General features: G+C 59.7%; 17 protein-coding genes. 6 read left to right on the forward strand and 11 right to left on the reverse strand.

Annotated elements, in window-relative coordinates:
• Positions 1-22: 22 nt before the first annotated feature.
• Positions 23-1036 (forward strand): lysylphosphatidylglycerol synthase transmembrane domain-containing protein, encoded by a 1014-nt coding sequence (locus AC50YL_RS30510; protein ID WP_494837006.1) that lies wholly within the window; start codon positions 23-25, stop codon positions 1034-1036.
• A gap of 162 nt (positions 1037-1198) precedes the next feature.
• On the opposite strand, the gene AC50YL_RS30515 is transcribed toward AC50YL_RS30510, so the two are convergent.
• The 4 genes from AC50YL_RS30515 to AC50YL_RS30530 all read right to left on the reverse strand — a co-directional run bounded on the left by AC50YL_RS30515 (position 1199) and on the right by AC50YL_RS30530 (position 7884).
• A complete protein-coding gene (locus AC50YL_RS30515; RefSeq protein ID WP_494837008.1) occupies positions 1199-2425 on the reverse strand; it encodes a glycosyltransferase family 4 protein in 1227 nt (408 codons plus the stop codon).
• Positions 2426-2757: 332 nt separating this feature from the next.
• A complete protein-coding gene (locus AC50YL_RS30520) occupies positions 2758-4005 on the reverse strand; it encodes an MFS transporter (protein ID WP_494837010.1) in 1248 nt (415 codons plus the stop codon).
• Positions 4006-4038: 33 nt separating this feature from the next.
• Positions 4039-6075: an ABC transporter ATP-binding protein gene (locus AC50YL_RS30525; RefSeq protein ID WP_494837012.1), complete on the reverse strand. Its 2037-nt coding sequence runs from the start codon at positions 6073-6075 to the stop codon at positions 4039-4041.
• Between the two features lie 57 nt (positions 6076-6132).
• The gene (locus tag AC50YL_RS30530) at positions 6133-7884 is read right to left on the reverse strand and encodes an ABC transporter ATP-binding protein (RefSeq protein WP_494837014.1); all 1752 of its coding nucleotides are present in this window, start codon (positions 7882-7884) and stop codon (positions 6133-6135) included.
• Between the two features lie 489 nt (positions 7885-8373).
• Here AC50YL_RS30530 and AC50YL_RS30535 point away from each other — a divergent pair, with 489 nt between their 5' ends.
• Positions 8374-9795, forward strand: a complete 1422-nt coding sequence (locus AC50YL_RS30535) for a catalase (RefSeq protein WP_494837016.1) — start codon at positions 8374-8376, stop codon at positions 9793-9795.
• Positions 9796-9935: 140 nt separating this feature from the next.
• On the opposite strand, the gene AC50YL_RS30540 is transcribed toward AC50YL_RS30535, so the two are convergent.
• Both AC50YL_RS30540 and AC50YL_RS30545 read right to left on the reverse strand, forming a co-directional pair.
• Positions 9936-10388, reverse strand: a complete 453-nt coding sequence (locus tag AC50YL_RS30540; protein ID WP_494837158.1) for a helix-turn-helix domain-containing protein — start codon at positions 10386-10388, stop codon at positions 9936-9938.
• A 260-nt stretch (positions 10389-10648) separates the two neighbouring features.
• A complete protein-coding gene (locus AC50YL_RS30545; RefSeq protein WP_494837018.1) occupies positions 10649-12142 on the reverse strand; it encodes a DHA2 family efflux MFS transporter permease subunit in 1494 nt (497 codons plus the stop codon).
• A 240-nt stretch (positions 12143-12382) separates the two neighbouring features.
• On the opposite strand from AC50YL_RS30545, the gene AC50YL_RS30550 reads away from it, so the two are divergent.
• The 4 genes from AC50YL_RS30550 (at position 12383) to eutC (ending at position 16701) form a co-directional block, all read left to right on the forward strand.
• Positions 12383-12985 carry a TetR/AcrR family transcriptional regulator gene (locus AC50YL_RS30550; protein WP_494837020.1) on the forward strand — a complete coding sequence of 201 codons (603 nt, stop codon included), beginning with the start codon at positions 12383-12385 and terminating at the stop codon, positions 12983-12985.
• Between the two features lie 32 nt (positions 12986-13017).
• A complete protein-coding gene (locus tag AC50YL_RS30555) occupies positions 13018-14496 on the forward strand; it encodes an ethanolamine ammonia-lyase reactivating factor EutA (RefSeq protein WP_494837022.1) in 1479 nt (492 codons plus the stop codon).
• 87 nt (positions 14497-14583) lie between these two features.
• On the forward strand, positions 14584-15948 hold the full coding sequence (locus AC50YL_RS30560; protein WP_494837024.1) for an ethanolamine ammonia-lyase subunit EutB: 1365 nt from the start codon (positions 14584-14586) through the stop codon (positions 15946-15948).
• Positions 15949-15978: 30 nt separating this feature from the next.
• Positions 15979-16701, forward strand: coding sequence for an ethanolamine ammonia-lyase subunit EutC (eutC, locus tag AC50YL_RS30565; RefSeq protein WP_494837026.1), 723 nt, complete (start codon positions 15979-15981; stop codon positions 16699-16701).
• A gap of 24 nt (positions 16702-16725) precedes the next feature.
• Here eutC and AC50YL_RS30570 read toward each other — a convergent pair whose 3' ends face one another.
• The 5 genes from AC50YL_RS30570 to AC50YL_RS30590 all read right to left on the reverse strand — a co-directional run bounded on the left by AC50YL_RS30570 (position 16726) and on the right by AC50YL_RS30590 (position 23584).
• Positions 16726-18246, reverse strand: a complete 1521-nt coding sequence (locus AC50YL_RS30570) for an ABC transporter substrate-binding protein (RefSeq protein ID WP_494837028.1) — start codon at positions 18244-18246, stop codon at positions 16726-16728.
• Between the two features lie 7 nt (positions 18247-18253).
• The gene (locus tag AC50YL_RS30575) at positions 18254-19015 is read right to left on the reverse strand and encodes a response regulator transcription factor (protein WP_494837030.1); all 762 of its coding nucleotides are present in this window, start codon (positions 19013-19015) and stop codon (positions 18254-18256) included.
• Positions 18990-20750 (reverse strand): sensor histidine kinase, encoded by a 1761-nt coding sequence (locus AC50YL_RS30580; protein ID WP_494837031.1) that lies wholly within the window; start codon positions 20748-20750, stop codon positions 18990-18992. The genes AC50YL_RS30575 and AC50YL_RS30580 overlap by 26 nt, the downstream gene beginning before the upstream one ends.
• Positions 20751-20986: 236 nt before the next feature.
• Positions 20987-22525, reverse strand: a complete 1539-nt coding sequence (locus AC50YL_RS30585; RefSeq protein WP_494837032.1) for an ABC transporter substrate-binding protein — start codon at positions 22523-22525, stop codon at positions 20987-20989.
• Positions 22526-22654: 129 nt separating this feature from the next.
• A complete protein-coding gene (locus AC50YL_RS30590) occupies positions 22655-23584 on the reverse strand; it encodes a carbohydrate ABC transporter permease (protein ID WP_494837034.1) in 930 nt (309 codons plus the stop codon).
• Position 23585 lies beyond the last annotated feature (1 nt).

Genomic DNA, 23585 nt, shown 5'->3' on the forward strand with positions numbered 1-23585 from the left:
GCACCGACGGGAGTACCGCCAAATGAGGAATAAACTGTTCAACTTCGTGGTCGTCGTCGCGACCTTCGTGATTTTCATGTCGTTCTTCCTCTTCACGAAGGGCCTGAGATCCTTGATCGCGGAGCTCTATACCCTCGATATCGCCTGGATTTTAGCGGCGGCCGCGCTGGTGCTCCTGTTTTGGTTCTTCGAGATGCTTGTCTTGTACACGATCGCCCGGAAGCTGTACGCGATCAAGAAATTGCTAATGAAAGCCGTCAAATTTGAAATGATCGGCCTGTTTTTCGGCGCCGTATCGCCTTTCTCCGCCGGCAGCAACCCCGCGCAGCTCTATGCCATGACGGAAAACGGCATTCCCGCCGGCATCGCCGGTTCCATCTTGATGATCAAATTCATCCTCCATCAGTCGATCAACATCGTGATCCTGGTCGCGGCGGTTTTATTTCAATTCGGCTATTTCAATGCCAGGGTGGACTACTTCCCGTACCTCTGCTTGCTGGGGCTTGCCATTCACGTACTGATCATGGCGTTTGCCATCTTGTTCTCCATTAACGGCAAACTGACGAAACGGCTGTTAACATCGATCCTGCATGCCTTGCACCGGGCGAGACTCGTCAAAAACACGGAAGCCGTCTTATGCAAGATCGAGATCGAATTGGCGCATTTCCACGAGAACGCGTCCTTCATCACGAAGCATGTCAAGATGTGCGCGTACGCATCGCTGTTCACGCTGCTGCAATACGCCGCTTTCTTCAGCATTCCCTACTGCATCTACAGAAGCTTCGGTTATCATTCCGCCGATCCATGGACGCTGATTTGCGCTCAAATTTTCCTCGTCAACTTCATGGCCATTATCCCGCTGCCCGGCGCCGCGGGCGGAGCCGAAGGGGGATTTTACTTGATCTACGGCATGTTCTTCGACGCCGGCACGATCATCACGGCCATCTTCGTCTGGCGGGTATTGACGTATTATGCCACGATTGCGGCCGGCAGCGTCTTCACGCTAATCCTGCCGAATGCAAGGAAGCACCGCTAAGGCTCGCCGCGGCTCGCCGGACTTCGCCGAACAACGGCCGTAAGCCGCTTCGTCTCCGTGAATTCGTCTCCATGAAAGCGCCTGCGATTTCGCCCATGACAAATCCCCCTCCGGCAGCAACGCATGGCGTTGTCGACCGCGAGGGGGATGGCGAGACCGTCGCTAGGATCTGATCTTGTTCCTCTTGGACCTCAGGATCTTGGGAATCGTGAACCGCGCCAACGGAATCGCGACTTCCTTGCTGTCGTGTATCGTGCTGCGGTATTTGTCCAGCACGTGATTCGCGAAGACGCCGCTGGAATACTCGTTCGATTTCCGGACGGCTTCTTTGCTCATGTTGTCCCTTAGATCGGCGTCTCCGAGTATCTCGGCGATAAACGCCGCGCATTCTCCTTGATCCATGTAGGAATAGCCGTTCTTCCCTTGTTCGACGACGCCGTCAATGCAAGGGTCATAGCGGCATACGACGGGGCATCCGCTGCTTAGAGCTTCGATATACGTCAATCCCTGCGTCTCGGACGTCGAGGCATTCACGAAAATCTCGGCCATTTTGTAGTATTTGTATACCTCGTCCGCACGCACCATGCCGGAGAAGATCACGTGGCGTTCCAGCTTTTGATGCTCCACCTGTTCCTTCAAGCTGTTCAGGTACGGCCCGCCGCCTACGATCAGCATTCTTACGTTAGGGGCGATCTTGATGACGTCCGGCAGCACCGTCAATATTTCGCCGATGTTCTTCTCTTCCGCTATCCGTCCGACGTACGCGATGATGCGATCCTCCGGAGCGATCTGCAGGTCCTGCATGATCCGGCGCTTATCCTCCGCCGATAACGATTGTTGGAATTTACGCAGCTCGATGCCCGTCGGGATGACGAAGATCGGCTTGCTGACGCCGTAGCTTAACAGCTTGTTTTTCGTTTTGTCCGTTGCCGCGATTACGCTGTCCAAGCTGTTCAGCATCCGCTGCGTGATTTTGGCCGACAGGTTTTTTTTGATGATTCTACCGCCCAGGAAATAGTCCAAATAATTCTCGTACATGGTGTGATAGGTATGCATATGCGGAATGTTCAATTTGTTGGCGATGTATTTGGATGCCAGCATCATCGAGAATTCGGTTTGGGAATGGATGATCTCGGGGCGCCAGTCCATGATGGCCTGGATGAGCTTGTTATAGAAGGGGAGCTTGACTCTGGCATCCGGGTACACGCCGACCGGGATCGATTTGACGTAGTACACGTCGCCTTCCACCGTCTCGCGGCCGCAATGCGACAAGGTTAATATCCGAACGTCGTGTCCCCCGTTTTTCAATTCGTGGTACAAATTTTTCACCGACGTCACGACGCCGTTGATCATAGGGGAATAAGTATCCGACGTTATTAAGATCTTCACTCGCTATTCCTCCTAATACATCTCTCTCAACCAGTCCCTGCGTTTTCTTGCGCGCGAATACGCCCTGCTCGTGGGATGTAAGGATAGCCGTCCGTATTAGTATTCCCCTTGATTAGTAACATGAACTCATCGTACCACGCAACTATTAAATAATTATGAATTATGAATGAAGCTCGAGCGATTTATTTGGATTATCGTTGAGCTTGACCGAATCATAGAGCCCGGTGCCAAGCCGATAAAGCTCCTTCTATCGCCGCTGCCGGGCAAGCAGCGGCCAAACGCCGAAAAGGGGCTTCCCGCGTGACGGGAAACCCCTTTCTCTGACAGCTCGCTTAAGCATCCGCATGGTGCGCGCGCACCTGTTCGTCCTTGGGCAGAAACACGGCCAGCATGCCGAGCAGCGGCAGGAAGGCGCAGAGCTTCATGATAAACGCGATGCTGGTCGCGTCGGCCACCCAGCCGAGAACGGCCGAGCCCAATCCGCCGATGCCGAACGCCAGGCCGAAGAACAACCCGGAGACGAGTCCGACCTTGCCGGGCAGCAGCTCCTGCGCGAACACGACGATGATCGAGAACGCCGAGGAGAGGATGAATCCGGCGCAAACGCACATGACGCATGTCCATGCCAAATCGCAGTACGGGAGCAAAATGGAGAACGGCGCCGTGCCGAGGATCGAGAACCAAATGATGTTCCGCCGTCCGTAGCGGTCGGCCAGCGGGCCGCCGAAGAACGTGCCCGCGGCCGAAGCCGCCAGGAACGCGAACAGGAACAGCTGCGCGTGCGACACCGAGACCCCGTAATGATCGATCAGATAAAAGCTGTAGAAGCTGGAAATGCTGGACATGTATATATGCTTCGTAAAGACCAGGAACACGAGCACCACGATCGCCCAGGTCACTTGCTTGCGCGTTAATCTCCATCCCGCGGCGCTCTCCTTCTTCTCGCCGGAAGCCGCCTTGGCCTTAGGCGCAGCCGGGCGCGGCTGAAGCGCGTTCTGGCCGTACCAGTGCGCGACGAAGCTCTGGATGACGATCGCGGCGATCGCGGCGATCGAGAACCAGAGCACGCTGATCTGCCCGAGCGGCACGAAGATCGCCGCGCTCATGATCGGTCCGAGCGCGCCTCCGATATTGCCGCCGACCTGGAATATCGACTGCGCCAGCCCCCTCTTCCCCCCTGCCGCCATGTAGGCGACGCGCGAGGATTCGGGATGGAAGATCGCCGACCCGATGCCGATCATCATCACCGCGAGCACCAAGTACGCGTACTCGGGCGCAAGCGCGAGCGCGACGACGCCCACCAGCGTGAAGCATACCCCGATCGGCAAAATGGTCGGACGCGGACGACGGTCGGCAGCCATCCCGACGAGGGGCTGGATCACGGCCGCCGTCACGTTCATGGCAAAGGCGATAAATCCGATCTGTTTGTAACTGAGGTGCATCGAGTCGCGCAAAATCGGAAACAGCGCGGTGACGGTGGATTGCATCGTATCGTTCAACAGATGGACGATGCTGATCGCGAATAAGATCGGAAAGACGGTCGCGCTTATCGGAAGCGCCTTGGTTAATGCTTTGCTCACCTGGAAGTCTCCTTCGGTATCGAATGATGCGCCTTAGGCGCCGAGTTCGACCGCTGCGCCTTGCTGCAGCTGGTACATCGCGTAGTACTTGCCGCCGAACGCCATCAGCTTGTCGTGATTGCCCCGCTCCACGATCCGGCCGCGGTCGAGCACGAGAATTTGGTCCGCCGCGCGGATGGTCGACAGCCGGTGGGCGATGACGAACGTCGTACGCCCCCGCTTCAGCACGTCCAGCGCCTGCTGGATGATGGCTTCGGTCTCGGTATCGATGCTGGCCGTCGCCTCGTCGAGGATCAGAATCGCAGGGTCGAACGCCAGCGCCCGGGCGAACGAGATGAGCTGGCGCTGTCCGGCGGACAACGTGCTCCCCTTCTCGATCACGGGCTCATCCAAGCCGCCCGGCAGCTGCATGAACATCTCGTACGCGCCGACGTCGCGCAGCGCCTGCTCGACCTTGTCCCGCGTAATCGACGGATCGTCGAGGCTAACGTTCGAGGCGATCGTTCCCGTGAACAGGAACGGATCCTGCAGCACGATGCCCATATGCTCGCGCAGCTGCTGCTTCGTCAAGTCGCGCGCGTCGATGCCGTCCACCGTGATCGAGCCGCGGTCGACGTCGTAGAACCGGAAGAGCAGGTTCAGGATCGAGCTCTTGCCCGAGCCGGTATGGCCGACGAGCGCGACCGTCTCGCCTTGCTTCGCCTGGAAGCTGATGTTCTTCAGCACGTCTTCGCCCGCTTTGTACCCGAAGGACACGTCCTTGAACTCGACGTTGCCCCGATACCGCGCCATCCGCTGCTCCGAGACCGCGATGCCCGGCTCGTCGAGCAGCGCGAACACGCGCTCCGCCGAGACCCGCGCGACCTCGAGATTGGACAGCTGGTTCACGATGCCGACGATCGGCTGCATCATCCGGTTCATGTAATCGATGAACGCGTACAGGATGCCGACCGATACCGCCGCTCCCAGCGAGCCGCCGGCGAACATCCAGATGACGAGGAGGAAGATCACGTTGCGGAACACGTTCACCAGGTTGTGGCTCGTCACGGAATTCAGCGTCAGCAGCTTGTTCTGATACCGGAAGTATTCGTCGTTCATCTCGTGGAATTCCGCCATCGTTTCCTTCTCCCGGCGGAATGCTTGAATGATCGGCATCCCTTGGATCGACTCGTTGATCATGCCGTTGATGTCGCTCAGACGCGAGCGGATGACGTGGTTAAAGCGCGACGCGAACTTGCGGTAGATGACGATCCACAGGTACAGGATCGGCAGCAGCGGCAGCGCGATGAGCGCCAGCGTCTCGTCCAGGATGAACAGCGCGCCGATGATGGCGACCATGTAAATGATGCCGGAGAAGAAATTCGCCAGCACGGATACGTAAAGCTCGCGGATCGCTTCCGTGTCGTTCGTCACCCGGGCGACGACTTTGCCCGCCGGGAGATTATCGAAATACTGCACCGGCAGCTCCTGGATATGCCGAAATACGTCGTTGCGCATCCTGCGCACGATCCGGTTCGCCGACACCTGCAGCAGGTATCGCTGCCCGTACGCCAGCCCGGCGCCTACCAGCAGCAAGCCCACATAGATCGCCGCCAGCGTGAAGATGCTCCGGAATTCCGGCTTGAAGAACGCGTACGTCTCGCTTCGGCTCAAGCGGTCGGCGGGAAACTGCCGCGTGCCGCCGTCCGGCGCGGTAATCGTCACCTGCCCGTTCCCGAACGTTCGCGCCCCTTGATCCGGTACGTCCGCCGCGTCGACGAAGTAGTACGTCCGCCCGGATTGCAGCACGCGCACCTCGCGGCCCCGCTCTTCGCCGTCCTTCCAGTGGTCGGTTCTCTTATACCAAGCGCCGTCGTAAGGTACGGCGTAGGCCTCTCCTGGTTCCGCTTCGTACCAGGGCTGCTGGATGCCCATGATATTCGTATCGATCATCCGCTTGGCGAGGAACGGCCCCACCAGCTCCGCGGCGATGGCCAGCGCGAGCAGCAGAAGCGCCAGGAGGATCGGCCGTTTGTACTGCCATGCGTATTGAAATAATCGTTTGCCGTTGTTGCCCACTTGGGTGGTCACCTTCTTTTCATCCATATCTGCTTTTATCGAAAACCCGTTAGCAGCGAAAGGTTTGGCTTATGCTTCCACGACGGAAGCGAGCTGCTGACGGTCATACTGCTCCTTGTACCAGCCCTTGTTCCTTACCAGCTGCTCGTGCACGCCCTCTTCGACGATCCGTCCTTCGTCCAGGACGATGATCCAATCCGCATGCTGCACCGCCGACAGCCGGTGCGTCGCGATGAGCGTCGTCTTGCCCGCGCGCTCCCTGCGAATGCCCTGCAGGATCTCCGTCTCCGTCTTGGCGTCCACGGCGGACAGGGCGTCGTCCAGCATCAGAATTTCCGGATTGGCGATGACCGCCCGGGCGATGCTGACCCGCTGCTTCTGTCCCCCCGAGAGCGCCACGCCCTTCTCGCCGACCAGCGTCTCGAGCCCCTCCGGCAGGAAGGTGACATCCTTGCGGAAAGCGGCCAGCTCCAGCGCCTTGCCCAGGAGCTCTTCGTCCATCTTGCCGTCCGCGGTGCCGTACCCGATATTCTCGCGAATCGTCTTGCTGAACAGAATCGGCTGCTGCGGCACGTAGCCGATCCAGCTGCGGATCTGATTCAACTCGATGCTTGTGAGCGGCACGTCCCCTGCCGTCAAGCTGCCTTGACCCATCGGGTATTCGCGAAGCAGCTGCTTCAGCAGCGTCGTCTTGCCGCTCCCCGTTCGTCCGACGATTCCGAGCGTCTGGCCCCGGACCAGCTTGAGGGAGATGTCGACCAGATTGTCGACCGACGAGGACGGGTACCGGAAGGTCAGGGCATTGAATTCGATCGACTCCGGCACGGGCATCGGCACCGGTGCTTCCGCATCCTTCACATCCGGCTTGACGCCGAGCGTCTCGTTGATGCGGTCGAGCGAGGCGTTCCCCCGCTGCATGATATTGATCAGTTCCCCAATGGCGAACATCGGCCAGATGAGCATCCCGAGGAACATGTTGAACGACACCATCTCGCCGAGCGAGATCTCGCTCCGGAAGACGAGCACGCCCCCGTAGCACAGGCCGATCAGATAACTGATCCCGACCAGGATCTTGACCGTCGGCTCGAAGACCGCGTCGATCTTGGCGACGGCGATGTTCTTGCCGAACACTTCGTCCGTCATCGCGCTGAACCGTTTCCGGTCCGCGTCCTCCTGCACGAACGCGCGGATGACCCGCACGCCGGACACGGATTCGAGCACCTGATCGTTCAGGTTGCCGAAGGCGTCCTGCTGCTCCGTGAAGCGCTCGTGAATCTTCTTGCCGAAATGCTGCATGATCAGCGCCATGATCGGCAGCGGCAGCATCGCCGCGAGCGTCAGCTTCCAGCTGATCACGCCGGCCATCATGACGAGGATCGTCAGCATGAACAACGTGGAATCGATCAGCGTCAGAATCCCGAAGCCGGCCGTCTGCGACACCGCGCCGAGGTCGTTCGTGGCCCGGGCCATCAGGTCGCCGGTACGGTTGCGCTCGTAGAACGTGGGCGTCATTTTCAGAAAATGCCGCATCAGCCGCGAACGCAGGGTGCGCTCGAGCATGAAGGACGATCCGAAGAGCAGCGACCACCAGACGCAGGTGATAAGATAACCGGCGACCGTGAGCCCGCCCCAGAACAACACCAGCTCCATCAGCCCGCGCGTCGTCATCGTGCCCTGCTGGATGCCGTCGATCGCCGAGCCGATGAGCTTGGGCGGAAGGACGTCCATGATCCCCACGATCGTCAGCAGCACGACCGCGAGCGTATAGCGTTTCCAGTGCAATTTGAAAAACCAGCTTAATTTCTTCAGTACGACAAACATGCGGTATCAACAACCTTTCTAACTTTTACCGAACAAAAAAAGACGTACCGCCGTAAGCGATACGCCCGGACCCGGTCGCAGGGCTATGGCTGTTTCGAACCTGCCATAACCAACCGGGTGCGATAAAAAAGGCGCACGATTACGTCACCGTAACCATGCGCCTCATGACCTGCCAAGCGGGAATCCACGATTCTCCGCTTCAGCTGCGTCAGTCTTCGCGAGGGTTACGTCCATTGCGAGTGTATGCTCCGCCGGTTGGCAGAAATGCTGGCACCAGTTGTCGATTGCGCATGTACGTAACCCTCCTTTCCGTTCATCAAAGTATATGTGTCACTTTACCATCGGCTCTTGAACGCTGTCAACGGGGAATTTGAAAATTTGTTGAACTTTTACATTCGGCGCTTTCGGACGCGTCATAATGGCATGCAAGCCAAGCATAAACAGTAGTAGATCAAAAGAATCGACTTGATTGACACGGGAGGTAGAACGATGGAAGAAAACAACGGGGTGCCCCGGAAGTCCGCGGCCCCGCCGCAACAAGCCGGACCAAGCGAACGCGCCGAGCGTCATGACTCCCTGCCGCCGAAGGGGGATATCCCGGCCGCGTACCATTCGCAGACCGTCGGCGAACGAGGGCCCGTGCTGGAGCAGGACAGCGTGCTGCACGAGACGCTGGAGACGTTCGTGCATGCCAAGATTCTCGAAAGACCCGTGCACGTCAAAGGCTGCGGCGCGTTCGGCTACTTCCAAACCGCGCATTCCATGGCGGCGCATACGAAGCTGTGCTTCCTGCAGCAGCCCGGCCAGCAGGTTCCCGTCACGGTAAGGTTTTCCCTTGCCGTCAGCAACAAAGGCACGCCGGATACGGCGCGCAACATCCGCGGCTTCGCCTCCAAGTTCTATACGGACCAAGGCGTATTCGACCTGGTCTGCAATCACATCCCCGTGTTTCTCGTGCGGGACGCCATTCGCTTCCCGGAGTCCGTCCAAGCCTTGTCGCCTTCGCCGGTCAACAACCTCATGGATCCCGAGCGGTTCTGGGGCTTCATCGCACGGGCGCCCGAAGCGACGCATTTCCTGCTCTGGCTCTTCTCGGATGCAGGCACGGTCAAGAGCTTCCGCCACATCCCGGGTCACAGCGTGAACACCTATGTCTGGCGCAACGCGCAGGGCGTCCGCACGTACGTGAAATACCACTGGGTTCCGTTTGCCGGCTTGCAGTACATCGACAGCCGCGAATCGGCCAAGTTAAGCGGCGAGAATCCGGATTATGCCGCTCAAGATTTATACGATACCCTGGCTGCGGGGAAGACCGCCGAGTACGGGTTGTACGTCCAGCTGATGAACCCCGAGGACGCGGCCGTCCTTCCCTACGATCCGCTGGACGACACCAAGGCGTGGGACGAACGGCAGTATCCGTTGGTACCGGTCGGCCGGCTGGTATTGAACCGCAATCCGGACAATTACATGGAGCAGGTGGAGAAACTCGCGTTCTCGCCGTCCAATCTCCTCGAAGGCGGCGAATTGTCGGACGACAAGATGCTGCAGGGACGCGCCAACATATACGCGGATTCGCAGCGCCGCCGCATCGGTCCCGATTTCCGCAAGGTCCCCGTCAACCATCAGGCGAACTGGACGCCCGCTTCCCAAGTCACCAGCGGCGAAGGCCGCTACGTCGAGGGCCGGCTCGTACGGTCCGACCTGCCCAAGCCCGACGATTTCACGCAGGCCGGCCAGTATTATCGCGCCCTCGATCGCGTGCAGCAGGAACATCTGGAGGATAATCTCGCCGCCGGCCTTGTTGGGATTTCCCCCGAAACGCGGCGCGTCGTCATCGGCTATCTATGCGAAGCATCGGCCGAGCTGGCCGGACGCGTCGAGAAGCAAATTCGGCTGCAAGCGAAGGGATAGGGACGATTCCGCGGCAGGACCTCATTTATCGCCATAACGCGTTTATAGGGCACCCGGCTCGGGTGCCCTTCGTTCGGGAACGGCCCCTTAAAGCAAGGCTGCAGCGCCGCGTTCGCAAAAAAGAGCCGCATACCCGCCGTTTACCCGTCCCGATATTTTTCCTTCACCGCTCCGGAACCGATGCCGGCCACGACCATTAACAGCAACGGTCCGAAATTCCACAAAAACCCTCCGCCGACCATCCCGATCTCCAAGGAAGTCAGTTTGTTCAGCATGAGCACGGCCAGCTTGATGACGAGCAGCGCCGAGCCGAGCAGAAATAAAACGTCGAACGCGAATTTCAGCTTCGGGTAGGCCAATCGTTTGCCGTCCTTGATCACCTTTTTCGTCAGCTCCTCGTCGCTTCTTAATAATTCGTCGATGGTGACGCCGAATAGATCGCTCACGTTAATAATGATCTCGATGCCGGGGTAATTTTGGTTGTTTTCCCACTTGGACACGGACTGTCGGCTGACATGCAGCTTCTCGGCCAACTCTTCTTGGGACCAGCCTTTGCGCTTGCGCTCGCCCTTTAGCTTCTCTCCGAAAATCATGGCGGCAATCACCTCTCCTCGATCTGTTCCCATTATGGTTAGACCCCAAGCGAAAAGTAAAGCGAACGTTGGTTGCATGCCTCATAATCCCGGCGCAACCTCGCGTTGCCCCTCGCGCAGCCCGGGTTTTATCGGCGATTGCGCCGCTGCACGCAAAAAAGCCTCTCCGTCCGAACGACCGGAGAAGCTCTGTTAGATGCCGTGCCTGCGAGATGAAAACCTTGCGCCCCGACCTGCGGAAGCGCAAGGGCGCTTCCGATTCAGCCGGTCATTTGCTTGCGATCCATGGCGACGCGCGGGGCTTCCGTCTCCTCTGCCGGCGTTGCCCGCTTAATGAAGAAAGAGAGCAGCAGGCCGACGATCCCGATGCCGATAATGACCAGATACGCGTCGTTGATCCCGAGAATCGAAGCCTCCATGGCCATATGCTCCTGCGTATCCCCCGCGCCGCCGGAACCCATCATCTCCGTCAGATGCGTCGTGGTGCGGCTCGTCATGACCGTGACGAGCAGCGAGGTGCCGATCGCGCCGGCCACCTGCTTGATGGTGTTGGAGATGGCCGTGCCGTGGGCATTCAGCCTGGCGGGCAATTGGTTCAGGCCTGCCGTCGTGATCGGCATCAGGAACATCGCCATCCCGAAGCGCCGTCCCGTGGACATGAGCACCAGGTACGTATAGCTGGTGGAATCCGTCAGGTTCACGAAGCCGATCGTCGTCACGATGGTGATCGCCATGCCGATGACCGATAACCACTTCGCGCCGAACCGGTCGAACAGCCTTCCGGTCACCGGCATCATGACGCCCATCAGCAGCGCGCCCGGAAGCATAAGCAGGCCGGACTCCAAGGCCGTGTAGCCGCGCGCGTTTTGCAAATACAGCGGAAGCAGCATCATGTCCGCATACATGACCATCGTGACCGCAATATTAATAATGGTCGTCAAGGAAAACATGCCGTATTTGAAAGCCCGAAGATCAAGCAGCGGGCTCTTCGAGTTCAGCTGTCTTATCGTGAACAAGATCAAGGCGAGCAGGCCCGCGGCGAGCGATACGATCACTTCGGCGCTCGACCAGCCCTTGCTGCCGGCGCTGCTGAAGCCGTAGAGCAGCACCCCGAATCCGATCGTCGAGAGGACGACGCCCAGGATGTCGATCTTCGGATACGTCCGCTCCGCCACGTTCTTCAGGTAAATAAATGCGCAGGCAATGACGATGACCGCGAACGGAATCATGCCGTAGAACATCGTGCGCCAAGAGAAATGCTCCATGACATAACCGGCGATCGTCGGCCCGATCGCCGGCGCGAAGATAATCGCGAAGCCGACCATGCCCATGGCCGCTCCCCGCTTGTTCGCAGGAAACACCGTCAGGATGACGTTCATGAGCAGCGGCATGATAATGCCCGCTCCGGCGGCTTGAATCAGACGCCCGGCCAGCAGCATGTCGAAGTTCGGCGCCACGGCCGATACGATGGTCCCCCCGAGAAAGATCAACATGGCCGTCTGGAACAGCTCCCGCGTCGTAAACCGCTGCATCAGAAACGCGGTGATCGGAATCAGCACCCCGTTCACCAGCATGTAGCCCGTCGTCAGCCATTGCGCCGTGGACGCCGCAATCTCGAAGTCGACCATCAGCTCCGGCAAGGCGACGCTCATGATCGTCTGATTCAGCACGGCGATGAACGCCCCCAGAATCATGACGAACAGCAACGGACCTTTCTTGATCGCGCTGCTGTCAAACGCTAATCGTTCACTCATTATGCTCCATCCTTTCTAAAATATCGCTCGACTATCACGCGCAACTAATTAACACTGTGTAGTATAATGAACTCAATGTTGAAAATTATAAGCATGCTCCTTCAAATCCACAAGCAACAGCTTTTCGGAAAATGTTGATTAATTGACGTTTGCCGAAGTTCCGTCGCCTAAGGGAAACATCATTTACACGGCGGCCGGAATTTGTCGTGCAGCGCCTATCGGGGAAAGGAATGGAGCGACATGTCCACATCATCGCCGCGGACGGATCCGCGCGTCATCCGCACGCGCCAATTGATTCGCGACGCGTTTATCGATTTGCTCGAAGAGATGGAGCTCGAGAAAATCACCGTCAACCGGATCGCCGGGCGCGCGACCATCAATCGCGTCACCTTCTATCTGCATTACCGGGATATTCCGGATATGATGGAGCGATTCGCGGACGACATGATCCACGACCTTCGGGCAATCTTGCGGGATATCCCGAACCGGTCCCGATCCGGCAGCGACGCCGATTGGACCATCCTGGTCAAAATCCTGGAGCACATCGCGGCCAACGCGAAATTTTACACGGTGCTGCTTGCTTCGAAGCGCATCCCTGTCTTCACCGACCGCCTGATGAAGCTGATGGTCGAACTCATCGCCAGCAGGGCCGAGAAACGCGACGCCGCCCTGGCCGCTTCGACGATCAACGTGCCGACCGACATCGCCATCTGGTACGGCTCCTCCGCCTTCATCGGCACGATCGTCTGCTGGCTCCGCAGCGGCATGCCCTACACGCCGCATTATCTCGCCAAGCAGCTTTCGCTGCTGTTTCGTTTGCATCAGACGGGTGGTTCGGAATAAGCGGACTCGCCGTCAACGGGGGAGGATGAATCGTGGAGAAATGGATCACCAGCGTCGGCATCGATATCGGTACCAGCACCACCAAATGGATCCTGTCGCGGCTGAAGCTGACGCAAACCTCCGACGGATCTGCCCTGCCGAGCTATGACCTTACCGACAGAACGATCGCGTACGTCAGCCCCCTCTATCCGACTCCGCTAAGCGGCGAAGAAACCATCGACGTTCCGGCCGTCGTCGCGCTGCTGGATGCAGGCTATGCCGCCGCGGGGGTCCTTGCGGAGCAGGTGCACACGGGCGCCGTTCTGATCACGGGAGAGACGGCAACGAAACGCAACGCCGAGCAGCTGGCGCACGGGCTCGCCCGGCATGCCGGGCCATTCGTGGCCGCTGCCGCCGGCGCGGATCTGGAGGCGCTGCTCGCCGGCAAAGGCTCCGGCGCGCAGCGGCGGTCGTTGGAGATCGACGGCATCGTCGCCAATGCGGACATCGGAGGCGGCACCGCCAATACGGTTTACTTCCGCCGGGGACAGCCGGTTGCCACGGCGACGTTCCATATCGGCGGACGCCTGATGCGGCTGGAGCCGAGCGGTCGCGTGCACTACGCGGCCCCGGCCCTGAAGGAATGGTCGGCCGGCTCGGGGGACGTCCCGCCGCTGCCTCCGGAGGGATCGGAAGCTTCAATCGATGAGCTGCAGCGCTTATGCCGGGCCATGTCGGACATCCTGCTCCGCTGCGTATGCGGGGAGGCCGCTGCGCTTGCCGGGGCAAAGGCGCTATTCGTCGGACAGCCCGCCCTGCAACTGCCCCGGCCGGACGAAATCTGGATCTCCGGCGGAGTCGGCTCTCTGATGGCGGAGCCTTCGCCTCGCAGCATGGCCGAGACGGCAAAGCACGGCGATATCGGTCCGCTGCTGGCCGCGAGTCTTGCCGAGCAGGCGAAGACCTTCGCCGTTCCCGTGCGGGCCGCGGACCAGTCGGCGCGGGCGACGGTGATCGGGGCGGGCACGCAGAGCGCGGCGCTCAGCGGCGCCACGCTGTATTGCAGTCCGGGCGTGCTGCCGCTGCGCAACGTGCCGGTCGTCGTCTGCGAATGGCCGCCGGAAGCGGCCGATGCCGGGACGGATGCCCGTCTCTTGGCGAACGCCGCGGCCGAAGCCGTCGCCCGCGGGTACGCGCTGCATGGCCGGGAGCAGGGCGATCCGCCGTTCGCCCTCGGCCTTCGCGCGCCGGGCTATATCTCCTACCGCCGTTTGACGAGAATCGCCGACGCGCTGATCGGGGCTTACCGATCGGCGGGGCTGCAAGAGTCGCTCCTTCTGCTCGTTTGCGACAACGATATCGCCAAGGCGCTGGGCAACCGCTTATTCGGCAAACTCGGCGAACCTTGGCGCCATAAGCTGGTCTGCCTCGATCAGCTGGTTCCGCAGGAAGGCGATTATCTCGATGTAGGCGAGCCCCTCCGAGAGGATATCGTGCCGGTCATCGTCAAAAGCCTCCTGTTCGGCGGATAAACGCGCATTCCCGTACGCAGACGTCAAATCCAAGCTCAATCGAAATACCGGCAACAAAGAATCGGAACCAAGAGGGGAGACCGGCGCATGAAACTCCATGCCACGCTCAGAGGAAAGGAATACCGGTTCCGCGATCTGAAGGACCTGCTCGCCAAAGCGAACGAGGAACGCTCCGGAGATGCGCTCGCCGGCATTGCGGCGGCGGACATGACGGAACGCGTGGCGGCCAAAATGCTGCTCGCCGATTGCCTGCTGGCCGACATCCGCCGGCATTCGCCGCTGCCTCCGGACAGCGACGAGGTGTCGCGCGCGATCGAAGAAGGCGTCGACGAGGCGGCGTATGCCTCCATTCGCGGCTGGTCGGTGGCCGAGCTGCGGGAATACGTCCTGCGCACGGAGACGGACGGCAGCGAGCTGCTCCGGATCGGACGAGGGATGACGAGCGAGATGATCGCGGCGCTGTGCAAGCTGATGTCCAATCTCGATTTGATTCAGTCCGCGGCCAAAATCGAGGTAATCACGACCTGCCGCACCTCGATCGGCCATCGGGGCACGCTGGCCTCGCGGGCGCAGCCGAACCATCCGACCGACGACGCGACGGGCATGAAAGCCTCGCTGTTCGAAGCGCTTGCCTACGGCGTCGGCGACGCGGTCATCGGCATCAATCCCGTCGGCGATTCGGCGGAAACGATTAAAACGCTGCTGCACGCGACGCAGGAAGCGATCGCCCGCTGGGCCGTTCCGACGCAGAACTGCGTGCTTGGCCATATCACCACCCAGATGCGGGCCGTGCAAGGCGGCGCTCCGGCGGATCTGCTGTTCCAGAGCCTGGCCGGCACGGAAGAAGGGAACCGCGGCTTCGGCATCGATCTGCCGCTGCTGCGGGAAGCGGATGCCCTGATTCGGGCCAAGGGGACGGCGGATGGCCCGAACCGCTGGTATTTCGAGACGGGGCAGGGCTCGGAGCTCTCCGCGAACGCGCATCACGGCATCGATCAAGTGACGCTGGAAGCGCGGTGCTACGGATTGGCCCGCCGATTCGACCCGTTCATCGTGAATACGGTGGTCGGCTTTATCGGGCCCGAGTATCTGTACGACGGCAAGCAGGTGATGCGGGCCGGTTTGGAGGATCATTTCATGGGGAAAATGCACGGGCTGCCGATGGGCGTGGACGTGTGCTACACGAACCATATGAGGGCGGATCAGAACGACATGGACGTATTAGGCGTGCTGCTCGCTTCGGCGGGCGTGAATTTCGTGATCGGCGTTCCGATGGCGGACGACTGCATGCTGAACTATCAGTCCTTGAGCTATCACGATATCGCGACGATCCGCGAGACGCTGGGCAAACGTCCCGCTCCCGCGTTCGAGACCTGGCTGGAGGAAGCCGGCATACTCGCGGGCGGGCTGCTGACCGCGGCGGCCGGGGATGCCAGAAGGTTCATGTATTAAGCCAAGCATGCATAAGAGGAGGCGGAAACAATGAAGGAGACCGGAGCCGGCCATGGAAAGGATCGTTTTCGGGAGTGGATGTCGCACACGCCGGCCAGGCTGGATGTCGGACGGTCCGGGACTCGGCCGCTGACCAAGGACATGCTGCTATTCCGGCTGGATCACGCGGCGGCGGTGGACGCCGTCTATGGCGAGGTCAAGGCGGAGACGCTCGACGAATTCGGCCTGTTCGCGGTGGACACGCAGTACCGGGACAAGGAACATTATCTGAAGTACCCGGGCAGCGGCCGCCTGCTGACCGAAGCGAGCGCCCGGATGCTAGAGGACCGCTGCGCGGCCGCTCCTCAGGTGCAGATCGTCGTCTCCGACGGGCTGAGCGGCCGCGCGATCGACGACAATCTGGCGGACGTGCTGCCCGCGCTGCGCGATGCCTTGGCCGTGAACGGCCTGGCGGAAGGGACGGCCTTCTTCGTGCGCGGCGGGCGGGTGGGCGTCATGGACGATATCGGCCGCCTGCTGAAGCCCGAAGCGCTCGTCCTGCTCATCGGGGAGCGGCCGGGCCTCGTCACCGCCGCGTCCATGAGCGCCTACATGTGTTATCGCCCGGGTCCGGGCCGAAGGGATTCCGATCGGATGGTCATCTCCAATATTCACGCCGGCGGCACGCCGCCCGTGGAGGCCGGCGCCCACATCGGCACGCTGCTGCGCAAGATGATCGATCAGCAGGCTAGCGGCGTGAAGCTCGACGTCTAAGCTCCGCGGCCGGCTGCTTTCGCCCTACGAATGAGCGGCCCGCCAGGCGTCCAGCTGCCGCTGCACTTCGGCCCGCACCTCGTCGATGCCCGCCAGCCGAAGCTCCTGATTGAACTTCGGCAGCTCCTCGTTGACGTTCACGCTGCCGGTCATCAGGCTGGGATAGTATTTCTCCCAGACCATCTGGATGTTCTGCAGCTGGATCGGCATCCGCGACAAATCCGGGGTGAAGCCCAGCGTGCTCGATTTGACGGCTTGCTTGTTGCCGGCGCGGAACTGGTTCCATTTGTCCAAGGGATCCGGGAATTGCCCGCCCATGGTCTTCAGAATGAACCAATTGCCCTGCGTGTACTGCACGCCCCCGTAGCTGGGCGGCGCGTCCGGGACGGGATTGCCGTTATTGTCCTTGGCCGGCTTGGGCACCACCTGGCCGCTGCGGTTCAGCGTGTAGTGAACGCCCTCGATGCCGAAATTAAACAGGTTGCGCACCTCGGGATCCGTGTTCAGCAGATTGAGGAACTTGACGCTCTCGACGGGATGCTTCGTATCCGCGCTGACGGCCATGACCCCTCCCCGCACGGATTCCGTCGTGACGAGCGCGGGCGTCACGGGATACGCCGCGAGCCTATAGCCGCGATCTTTGCTCCAGCTGTTCTCCGACAGCGGACCGCCGCCCGCGGCCTTCCAAAATACCGGCGCGCCCCGCTTCAGCCCTTGGCTCTCCCGCAGGGCCGCGTCCTCGTTGATGTAACCCTCCTTGTAGTAGCGCCGAAGAATGTCCAGCACGTTCCGGGCTTCGCCCGTCTCGAAAATATTCACCACCGGCGCGCTGCGATCCAAAGCCCGTATCATGAGCGGAAGCGTTTTTTCCGACACGTATTCGTAGCCGTCGAGGGCGAAGAAGTTCTGGGAATCCTTGTCGAGGTCCATGATCTGGTACGTCGGTTCCTTCTGCTTGATCAGCCGGAACAGCGGTTCCAGGGAAGCCAGCGTCGTGTACTTCGAGATGTCGATCCCGTACTTCTTGATCAGCGCTTCCGGGTACATCCATTGGTCGCGCACGGCCAGCTCCTTGTTGGTCGGCACCCCGTAGATGCCACCGTCGTCCATCGTCACGCCCTGCCAGAAGATCGGGTCGATCGCCTCGTACATGTCCTTCCCCGCCGTGGACAGATAGTCGTTCAGCTTCAGCCACGCGCCGCGCTGCGCGTACGTGGTGTACTCCGGCGCGAACGCGATGTCGAAGGGCGTGCCTGCCGACACGAGGGTGTTCAGCCGATCCGCGTACTCCTGCCAGCCTACTTTGATGTACGTGACGGTCACGCCGATTTTCTTGGCCAAGACCTCGTTGATCCGGTCGTTGACCATCTGCAGGTCCGCGTCGGGATCCCCGATCGTGTAATAGATCAAATTCACCGTGTTGCCGGCCTTTGCGGCATGGTCCTCCCGATCGGCCCCGGAGAAGCAGCCGGCCAGCGGCAGCATCACCATTGCGATCAACGCGAAGGATGCCGAGATACGAACCCGATTCCGTTGTTGTGGCATGGCGGCGCTATTCCTTTCTCCTCAGATCCGAGGGCGATTTGCCAAAATAGGAATGGAAATGCGAATAAAAATAGTTCAGGTTGGGATAGCCGACGGAGAGCGCGATGCTGATGATCTTCTCGTCCGTCGCTTGGATGCGTTCCTGCGCGCGAAGCATCCGGAAGGCCATCAGGTATTCCGAGAATTTCATCTGCGTCTCCTTGAGGAACAGCTGCCCGAGGTACGTGCCGTTCATGCGAAACCGTTCCGCGACCGATTTCAAATTCAGGTTCTGGGCATACTCCGCCTTGACGATCAAGAGAATGCGGTTGGCCAGCTTGGACAGGCTGTCGTAACGAACGCCGAGCACCGGGTCCGTGTCCAGGTCGCCCCGGTCCGTGCCTTCGAGCGTACCGTGCAAATCCTCCACGATGATCTTCTCGACCAACTGCTGCAGCTTCGAACGGTCTACGGGCTTGAGCAGGTAGTCCTTGGCGCCGCAGCGAATGGCCTCCAGCGCGTATTGGAATTCGCCGTAGCCGCTCATGATGATGTATTTCGCGGGCAGACGCAGCTCGTTCAGCTTATGGATAGCATCATACCCGCGCTGCTTGCCGATGCATACGTCGAAGATCGCCAGATCCGGCATGAGATCTACCGCCTTCGAGATCGCGCCCTCGTACGTCTCGCTCGTCTCGATGCGGCCGAAGCCGTACTTCTCCCAATCCAGCGTCCGCTTCATTCCCTCCAGAATCTGCGGCTCGTCATCTACGATCAACAGCTTGTACATCGTCGGTAGCCTCCTTGGATAGAATGACGGATACTTTCACGCCCGCTTCCTCGTTATTGTCGATCGTCATGCTGAAGCCCGCTCCGTAGAAAAAGTGCAGCCGGGTATAGACGTTGCGCAGCCCGATGTTGTCTCCCGGCGCGTCGTCGCCCCGGGAAAGCTTGCTGTGAATCTCCGCCAAGCGCGCTTCGGGGATCCAATTGCCGTTGTCCGCGATCTCCAGTACGAAGCGCTCTTCCTCCTCCCAGCCGTTCACGACGAGCAGGTTGAACTCGCTCTCCGGATGGAAGCCGTGGATGAAGAAATTTTCCGCCAGCGGCTGCAGCCAGAATTTCACGGTCGGCAGGGCTAGTAACGCCTCGTCCACGTTGAACTGATAATAAAACCGTTGCGGATATTTGAATTCCATGATTTTCAAGTATTTTTGGAGCAAATTCAGCTCGCTGCCGAGCGGAATGATATTTTCGTTCTTCACGATATCGCGGTAGAGCGCGCCCAAGGTGGCGATGGCGTCGGACGTGTCGTCGGCGCGGTTCACCAGCGCGAACGAGCGGATCACCTCAAGCGTATTATACAAAAAATGCGGATTGATCTGGTGCTGAAGCGCTTTCATCTCGGTCTCCTGCTGCTTGAGCTTGAGCAAATAATTGGTGCGGATATGTTTATCGAGCTGCAGGATCATATCGTCCAGTTCGCGGGCGATCATGCCGTACTCGTTCTTCCGGTAGCGGGCGCGGTTCACCGGCGTGAAATCGGCCGTCTTCGCGCGTCCGATGGCGTTGATGATCCGCCGCAGGAAGTTCGCGTCCTCGCGCAGGTTGTAGACGATGAGCAGCAAGACGCAGATCATGGCGGCCAGCACGATGAGGAACACGATGAGCAGCACGTTCGCCTTCTGACGGATCAGCGGGGCCACGTCCACGATGCTGACGAACCGGTAGTCGAACTCCGTGGAGGCGAACGTCACGAAATACGCGCGGTCCGCGAAGCCCGTCGACAGATAGCCGTGGCTGCGTCCGTCCGCCACCGCCCGGCGAACCAGCTCCTCCGCTTTGCCGCCGCTGCCGGATATGAGGTACACGTCTCCGGAAGCGCTGACCGCCGCCGCCTCGCTCAAATGATCGTCCTGCACCGTCTTGAAGATCCGGTCGCTGCTGACCAGGAAGCGGAATTCGCCCAGCTGGCGGGAGATTTGGTTCGGATCCGACAGCTTCTTGCGGTAAACGAAGCCCTTCTGGATCGTCTCGCTGAACGCCCCGTCCGTGTTGGGCAGCCGGAACAGAAAGCTCGTGTTGCCGTTGTTGTCGAAGCGGACGACGTTGCCCTCTTGCGCGGTATGCAGGCTCACTTGCGTGATGTCGCCCTGCCCGCCGTTGCTCAGGAAGGACTTGATGTCGTCGGGAAAGGACACGAGCGCCCGGTTATAATGGCTGTCCTGCAGCCGGCTCGTCAGATAGCCTTCCGCGCTGTTGCCCAAGAAACAGCGAATGTCGGTCACCAACCCGCCGTTGGAATACACCCGCTGCATGAAAGCCTCGATGCGGTCCGCATCGTACTGCAGGGTGTTTTCCACCCGGGAGAACGCGCCGGCGGCTTCGTTCCGCGAATTGCCCACCCATTGGTCCAGCAGCACCGCGCAGGTGAGCGCGCCGAGCGCAAGGCCGATCAATACCACGAATACCGCATATGCAATGAATTTGCCGCGATAGATCTTGATTTGCATAAATGAACGCATGCGGCGTCTCCTTTGCAATAGGCTGTTGTCGCGCACCTCGCTTGCTCAACCATATAACGCAGCCGCGGATAAAAGCAATGCATAATAAAATGCAACGCTCGATCCATAGCAATCCGTTGGAGCCGCCGCTGCAGCCCGTCAGATTCGATGAGCGTTCCCGCGATCTTGCGTATCGTGCCAGAAAACCCGAACGGCAATCTCCGTTCGGGTTTTCCGATGACGCTCACCGGCAAGGCTTATTTGAAATACGCGTCGATCTGTTCTTGCGCGGCCTTCATGATCGTATCCATGCCGGCGGCTTTCATCTCGGACACGATCTTCGGTACCGTCGTCGCCGGATCGGAAGCGCCCGTCATCAGCTCGTAGCGGTATTTATCCCACACCGCCTTGGTGTTGGCGACCTCGGTGCTCAGCTTGCTGATATCGAGGGCAAAGCCCAGGTTGGTCGAGGACGTCGCTTGGTCGTTCAGCTTGCGCACCTGATCCCACTGATCCTCCGGCGCGCCCTTCGTTACGGCCAAGTCGAAGAACGTGCCTTGCGTATAAGCGGCCAGCGGCCACGTATCCGTCTTGCGCTCGATGACCTTCTCGCCGTCCACGCTGTCATAGTCGACGCCCAGCTCGCCGAAAGCCAGCATGTTGCGCAGCTTCGGATCGGTGTTGACCAGCTGCAGGTATTTCAAAGCTTCTTTCTTGTACTTGGAGTTGGCGGAGATCGCGTTCAAGGAGCCTTGAATCGTGCTCGTCGTGTAGATCGGGCCGAAGATTTGGAACATGTCGTACTTCGCGACGCCTTCGTTGATCTGCCAGCTCGCTTCCGCGCCCGGGAATGCCTGCGCCGCGAAGAACGGACGGGCTTTGTCCGCTTCCGTCTTGGTCGGCGCGTCCGGATTGATGATGCCGTCTTGGTACCATTGATGCAGCAGCTTCAGATCGTCCATGATCTCCGGCTGCTCCAGCACGGAGACGACCTTGCGGGAAGCGTCGTCCACCTTGACGCCGAGCGGCGCCAGGCCGAGCGTCATATCGTCGTAGCCGTTGAAGAAGCCGTTAAACCCGTCGCCCTGCGTCAGCGACAGCGGATAGAAGCTCTTGCCTTCGCCGGCTTTCATGTCGTGCAACGGCTTGTCCAGGTCTTTCAACGTCTTGATGGCGGCGGTATCGATGCCGTATTTCTGCACGTACGTATCGTCGAACACCCAATATTGGGTCAACGACGAGTCTTTGTACGTCGGCACCGCATAAACTTTGCCGCCGACCTTCGTTCCGTCCCACACCTTCTGCGGGATGAGCTTGTAGAGATCCGGCGTCTCGCTCTGCACGTCGTCGGTCAGATCGGCAAATGCGCCCAAGTTGACTTGCTGGTTGTATTTGCTGTTATTCGTAAACATAATGTCGAACGGCTCGCCGGTGTTCACGATCGTATTGATCTTCGTGTCCCAATCGCCCCAGCTGGCGACCTTGATGTCGACCTTCACGCCGATCTTCTCGGCCGTGTACTCGTTCATCGCGGCAATCGCTTTGTCGAAGTTGGCGGGCACGTTGCCCCCGATCGTCCACCAGACGAGCGTAGGCGCATTGGCCGCATCGACAGGCTTATCGGCGTTCGTGTCAGCCGGCGCGTTCGCGTTCGTCTCCGTTTGAGCCGGTTGGTTGTCGGCAGGCTTGTTCGTCGACGCGTCGTTCGTCGCGTTATTCGAACCGCAGCCCGCGAGGCCGGTCGTCAGGAGTGCCGCTGCGCCGATGGCCAGCAAATGCTTCTTTGTCTTTTTCATGTACATTTCCTCCCTTTCGTCTCTTCCGTTACTTGCTCCCGCCGCCCGCATTGCGCGGCGAATATCATAAACCCGGCGAACCGGACTTATTTCGCATCAACCTTTTCGAATTACGCTGCGCTTCTCGAATTATCCTTTGACGGCGCCCACCGTCAGCCCGGAGATAAAGTACTTCTGGAAGAACGGGTAGGCGGCGGCCACGGGCGCCACGATGATGATGGCCACGGCCATGCGGGCGGATTCCTTCGGCATGGTGGCGACAAGCTGCGCGTAGCTGATGCCCATGCTGGCCGCGTTCTTCGCCAGCGCATCCACGTTGCTCATCAAGCTGTTCAGCAACGCCTGCATCGAATACAGGTTCTGATCGTTGATGTACAGCATGGATTGAAACCAGTCGTTCCAGTACGCGAAGCAGAGAAACAATCCGACCGTAGCCAATACCGGCAGGGAAATCGGCATCACGATCGAGAAAAAGATCCTTAGCTGGCTTGCGCCGTCGATCTCGGCGGATTCGATCAGGCCGTCCGGAATGGTGCTTCGGAAGAAGGTTTTGCAAATAATGACGTTGAAGGAAGAGACGGCGAGCGGCAGGATCAGCGCCCAGACCGTATCTTTCAGGCCCAGCAGGTTCGAGTTGATATAATAGCTGGACACCAAGCCGCCGTTGAACACCATCGGAATGAAGACGATCCAGGTCAACAGCCCTTTCAGCTTGTAATTCGGCCGCGAGATCGCGTACCCCATCGAGGCGGTAAGCAGCACGCCGAGCACGGTACCGACGACCGTCACGAGCACGGAGACGCCGAGCGCCCGCGAAATCATCGTTCCTTGCTGCAAGATATAGTGATAGGCATCCCCGGAGATTGCCGTCGGGAAGAGATGATACCCGGTGTGCCGAATCGAATCCTCGCTGGACAGCGATACGGACAGCACCACGAGGATCGGTATGAGGCAGACCAGCGCCAACAAGATAAACACCGTATGGAAGATCGCGTTCGTGACGCGGCCGATGCGGTTGAATTTGTCGAGACCGGTCTGTTCGTTCGTTCTTGCTGCCATG

This window comes from Paenibacillus sp. J22P277, assembly GCF_059383675.1.

Excerpts from the sequence above, each read along its gene's own strand:
- AC50YL_RS30510 (WP_494837006.1), top strand. The coding sequence starts at position 23 with ATGAGGAATAAACTGTTCAACTTCGTGGTCGTCGTCGCGACCTTCGTG.
- AC50YL_RS30530 (WP_494837014.1), bottom strand. The coding sequence starts at position 7,884 with ATGTTTGTCGTACTGAAGAAATTAAGCTGGTTTTTCAAATTGCACTGG.
- AC50YL_RS30535 (WP_494837016.1), top strand. The coding sequence starts at position 8,374 with ATGGAAGAAAACAACGGGGTGCCCCGGAAGTCCGCGGCCCCGCCGCAA.
- AC50YL_RS30540 (WP_494837158.1), bottom strand. The coding sequence starts at position 10,388 with ATGATTTTCGGAGAGAAGCTAAAGGGCGAGCGCAAGCGCAAAGGCTGG.
- AC50YL_RS30545 (WP_494837018.1), bottom strand. The coding sequence starts at position 12,142 with ATGAGTGAACGATTAGCGTTTGACAGCAGCGCGATCAAGAAAGGTCCG.
- AC50YL_RS30550 (WP_494837020.1), top strand. The coding sequence starts at position 12,383 with ATGTCCACATCATCGCCGCGGACGGATCCGCGCGTCATCCGCACGCGC.
- AC50YL_RS30560 (WP_494837024.1), top strand. The coding sequence starts at position 14,584 with ATGAAACTCCATGCCACGCTCAGAGGAAAGGAATACCGGTTCCGCGAT.
- eutC (WP_494837026.1), top strand. The coding sequence starts at position 15,979 with ATGAAGGAGACCGGAGCCGGCCATGGAAAGGATCGTTTTCGGGAGTGG.
- AC50YL_RS30570 (WP_494837028.1), bottom strand. The coding sequence starts at position 18,246 with ATGCCACAACAACGGAATCGGGTTCGTATCTCGGCATCCTTCGCGTTG.
- AC50YL_RS30575 (WP_494837030.1), bottom strand. The coding sequence starts at position 19,015 with ATGTACAAGCTGTTGATCGTAGATGACGAGCCGCAGATTCTGGAGGGA.
- AC50YL_RS30580 (WP_494837031.1), bottom strand. The coding sequence starts at position 20,750 with ATGCGTTCATTTATGCAAATCAAGATCTATCGCGGCAAATTCATTGCA.
- AC50YL_RS30585 (WP_494837032.1), bottom strand. The coding sequence starts at position 22,525 with ATGAAAAAGACAAAGAAGCATTTGCTGGCCATCGGCGCAGCGGCACTC.
- AC50YL_RS30590 (WP_494837034.1), bottom strand. The coding sequence starts at position 23,584 with ATGGCAGCAAGAACGAACGAACAGACCGGTCTCGACAAATTCAACCGC.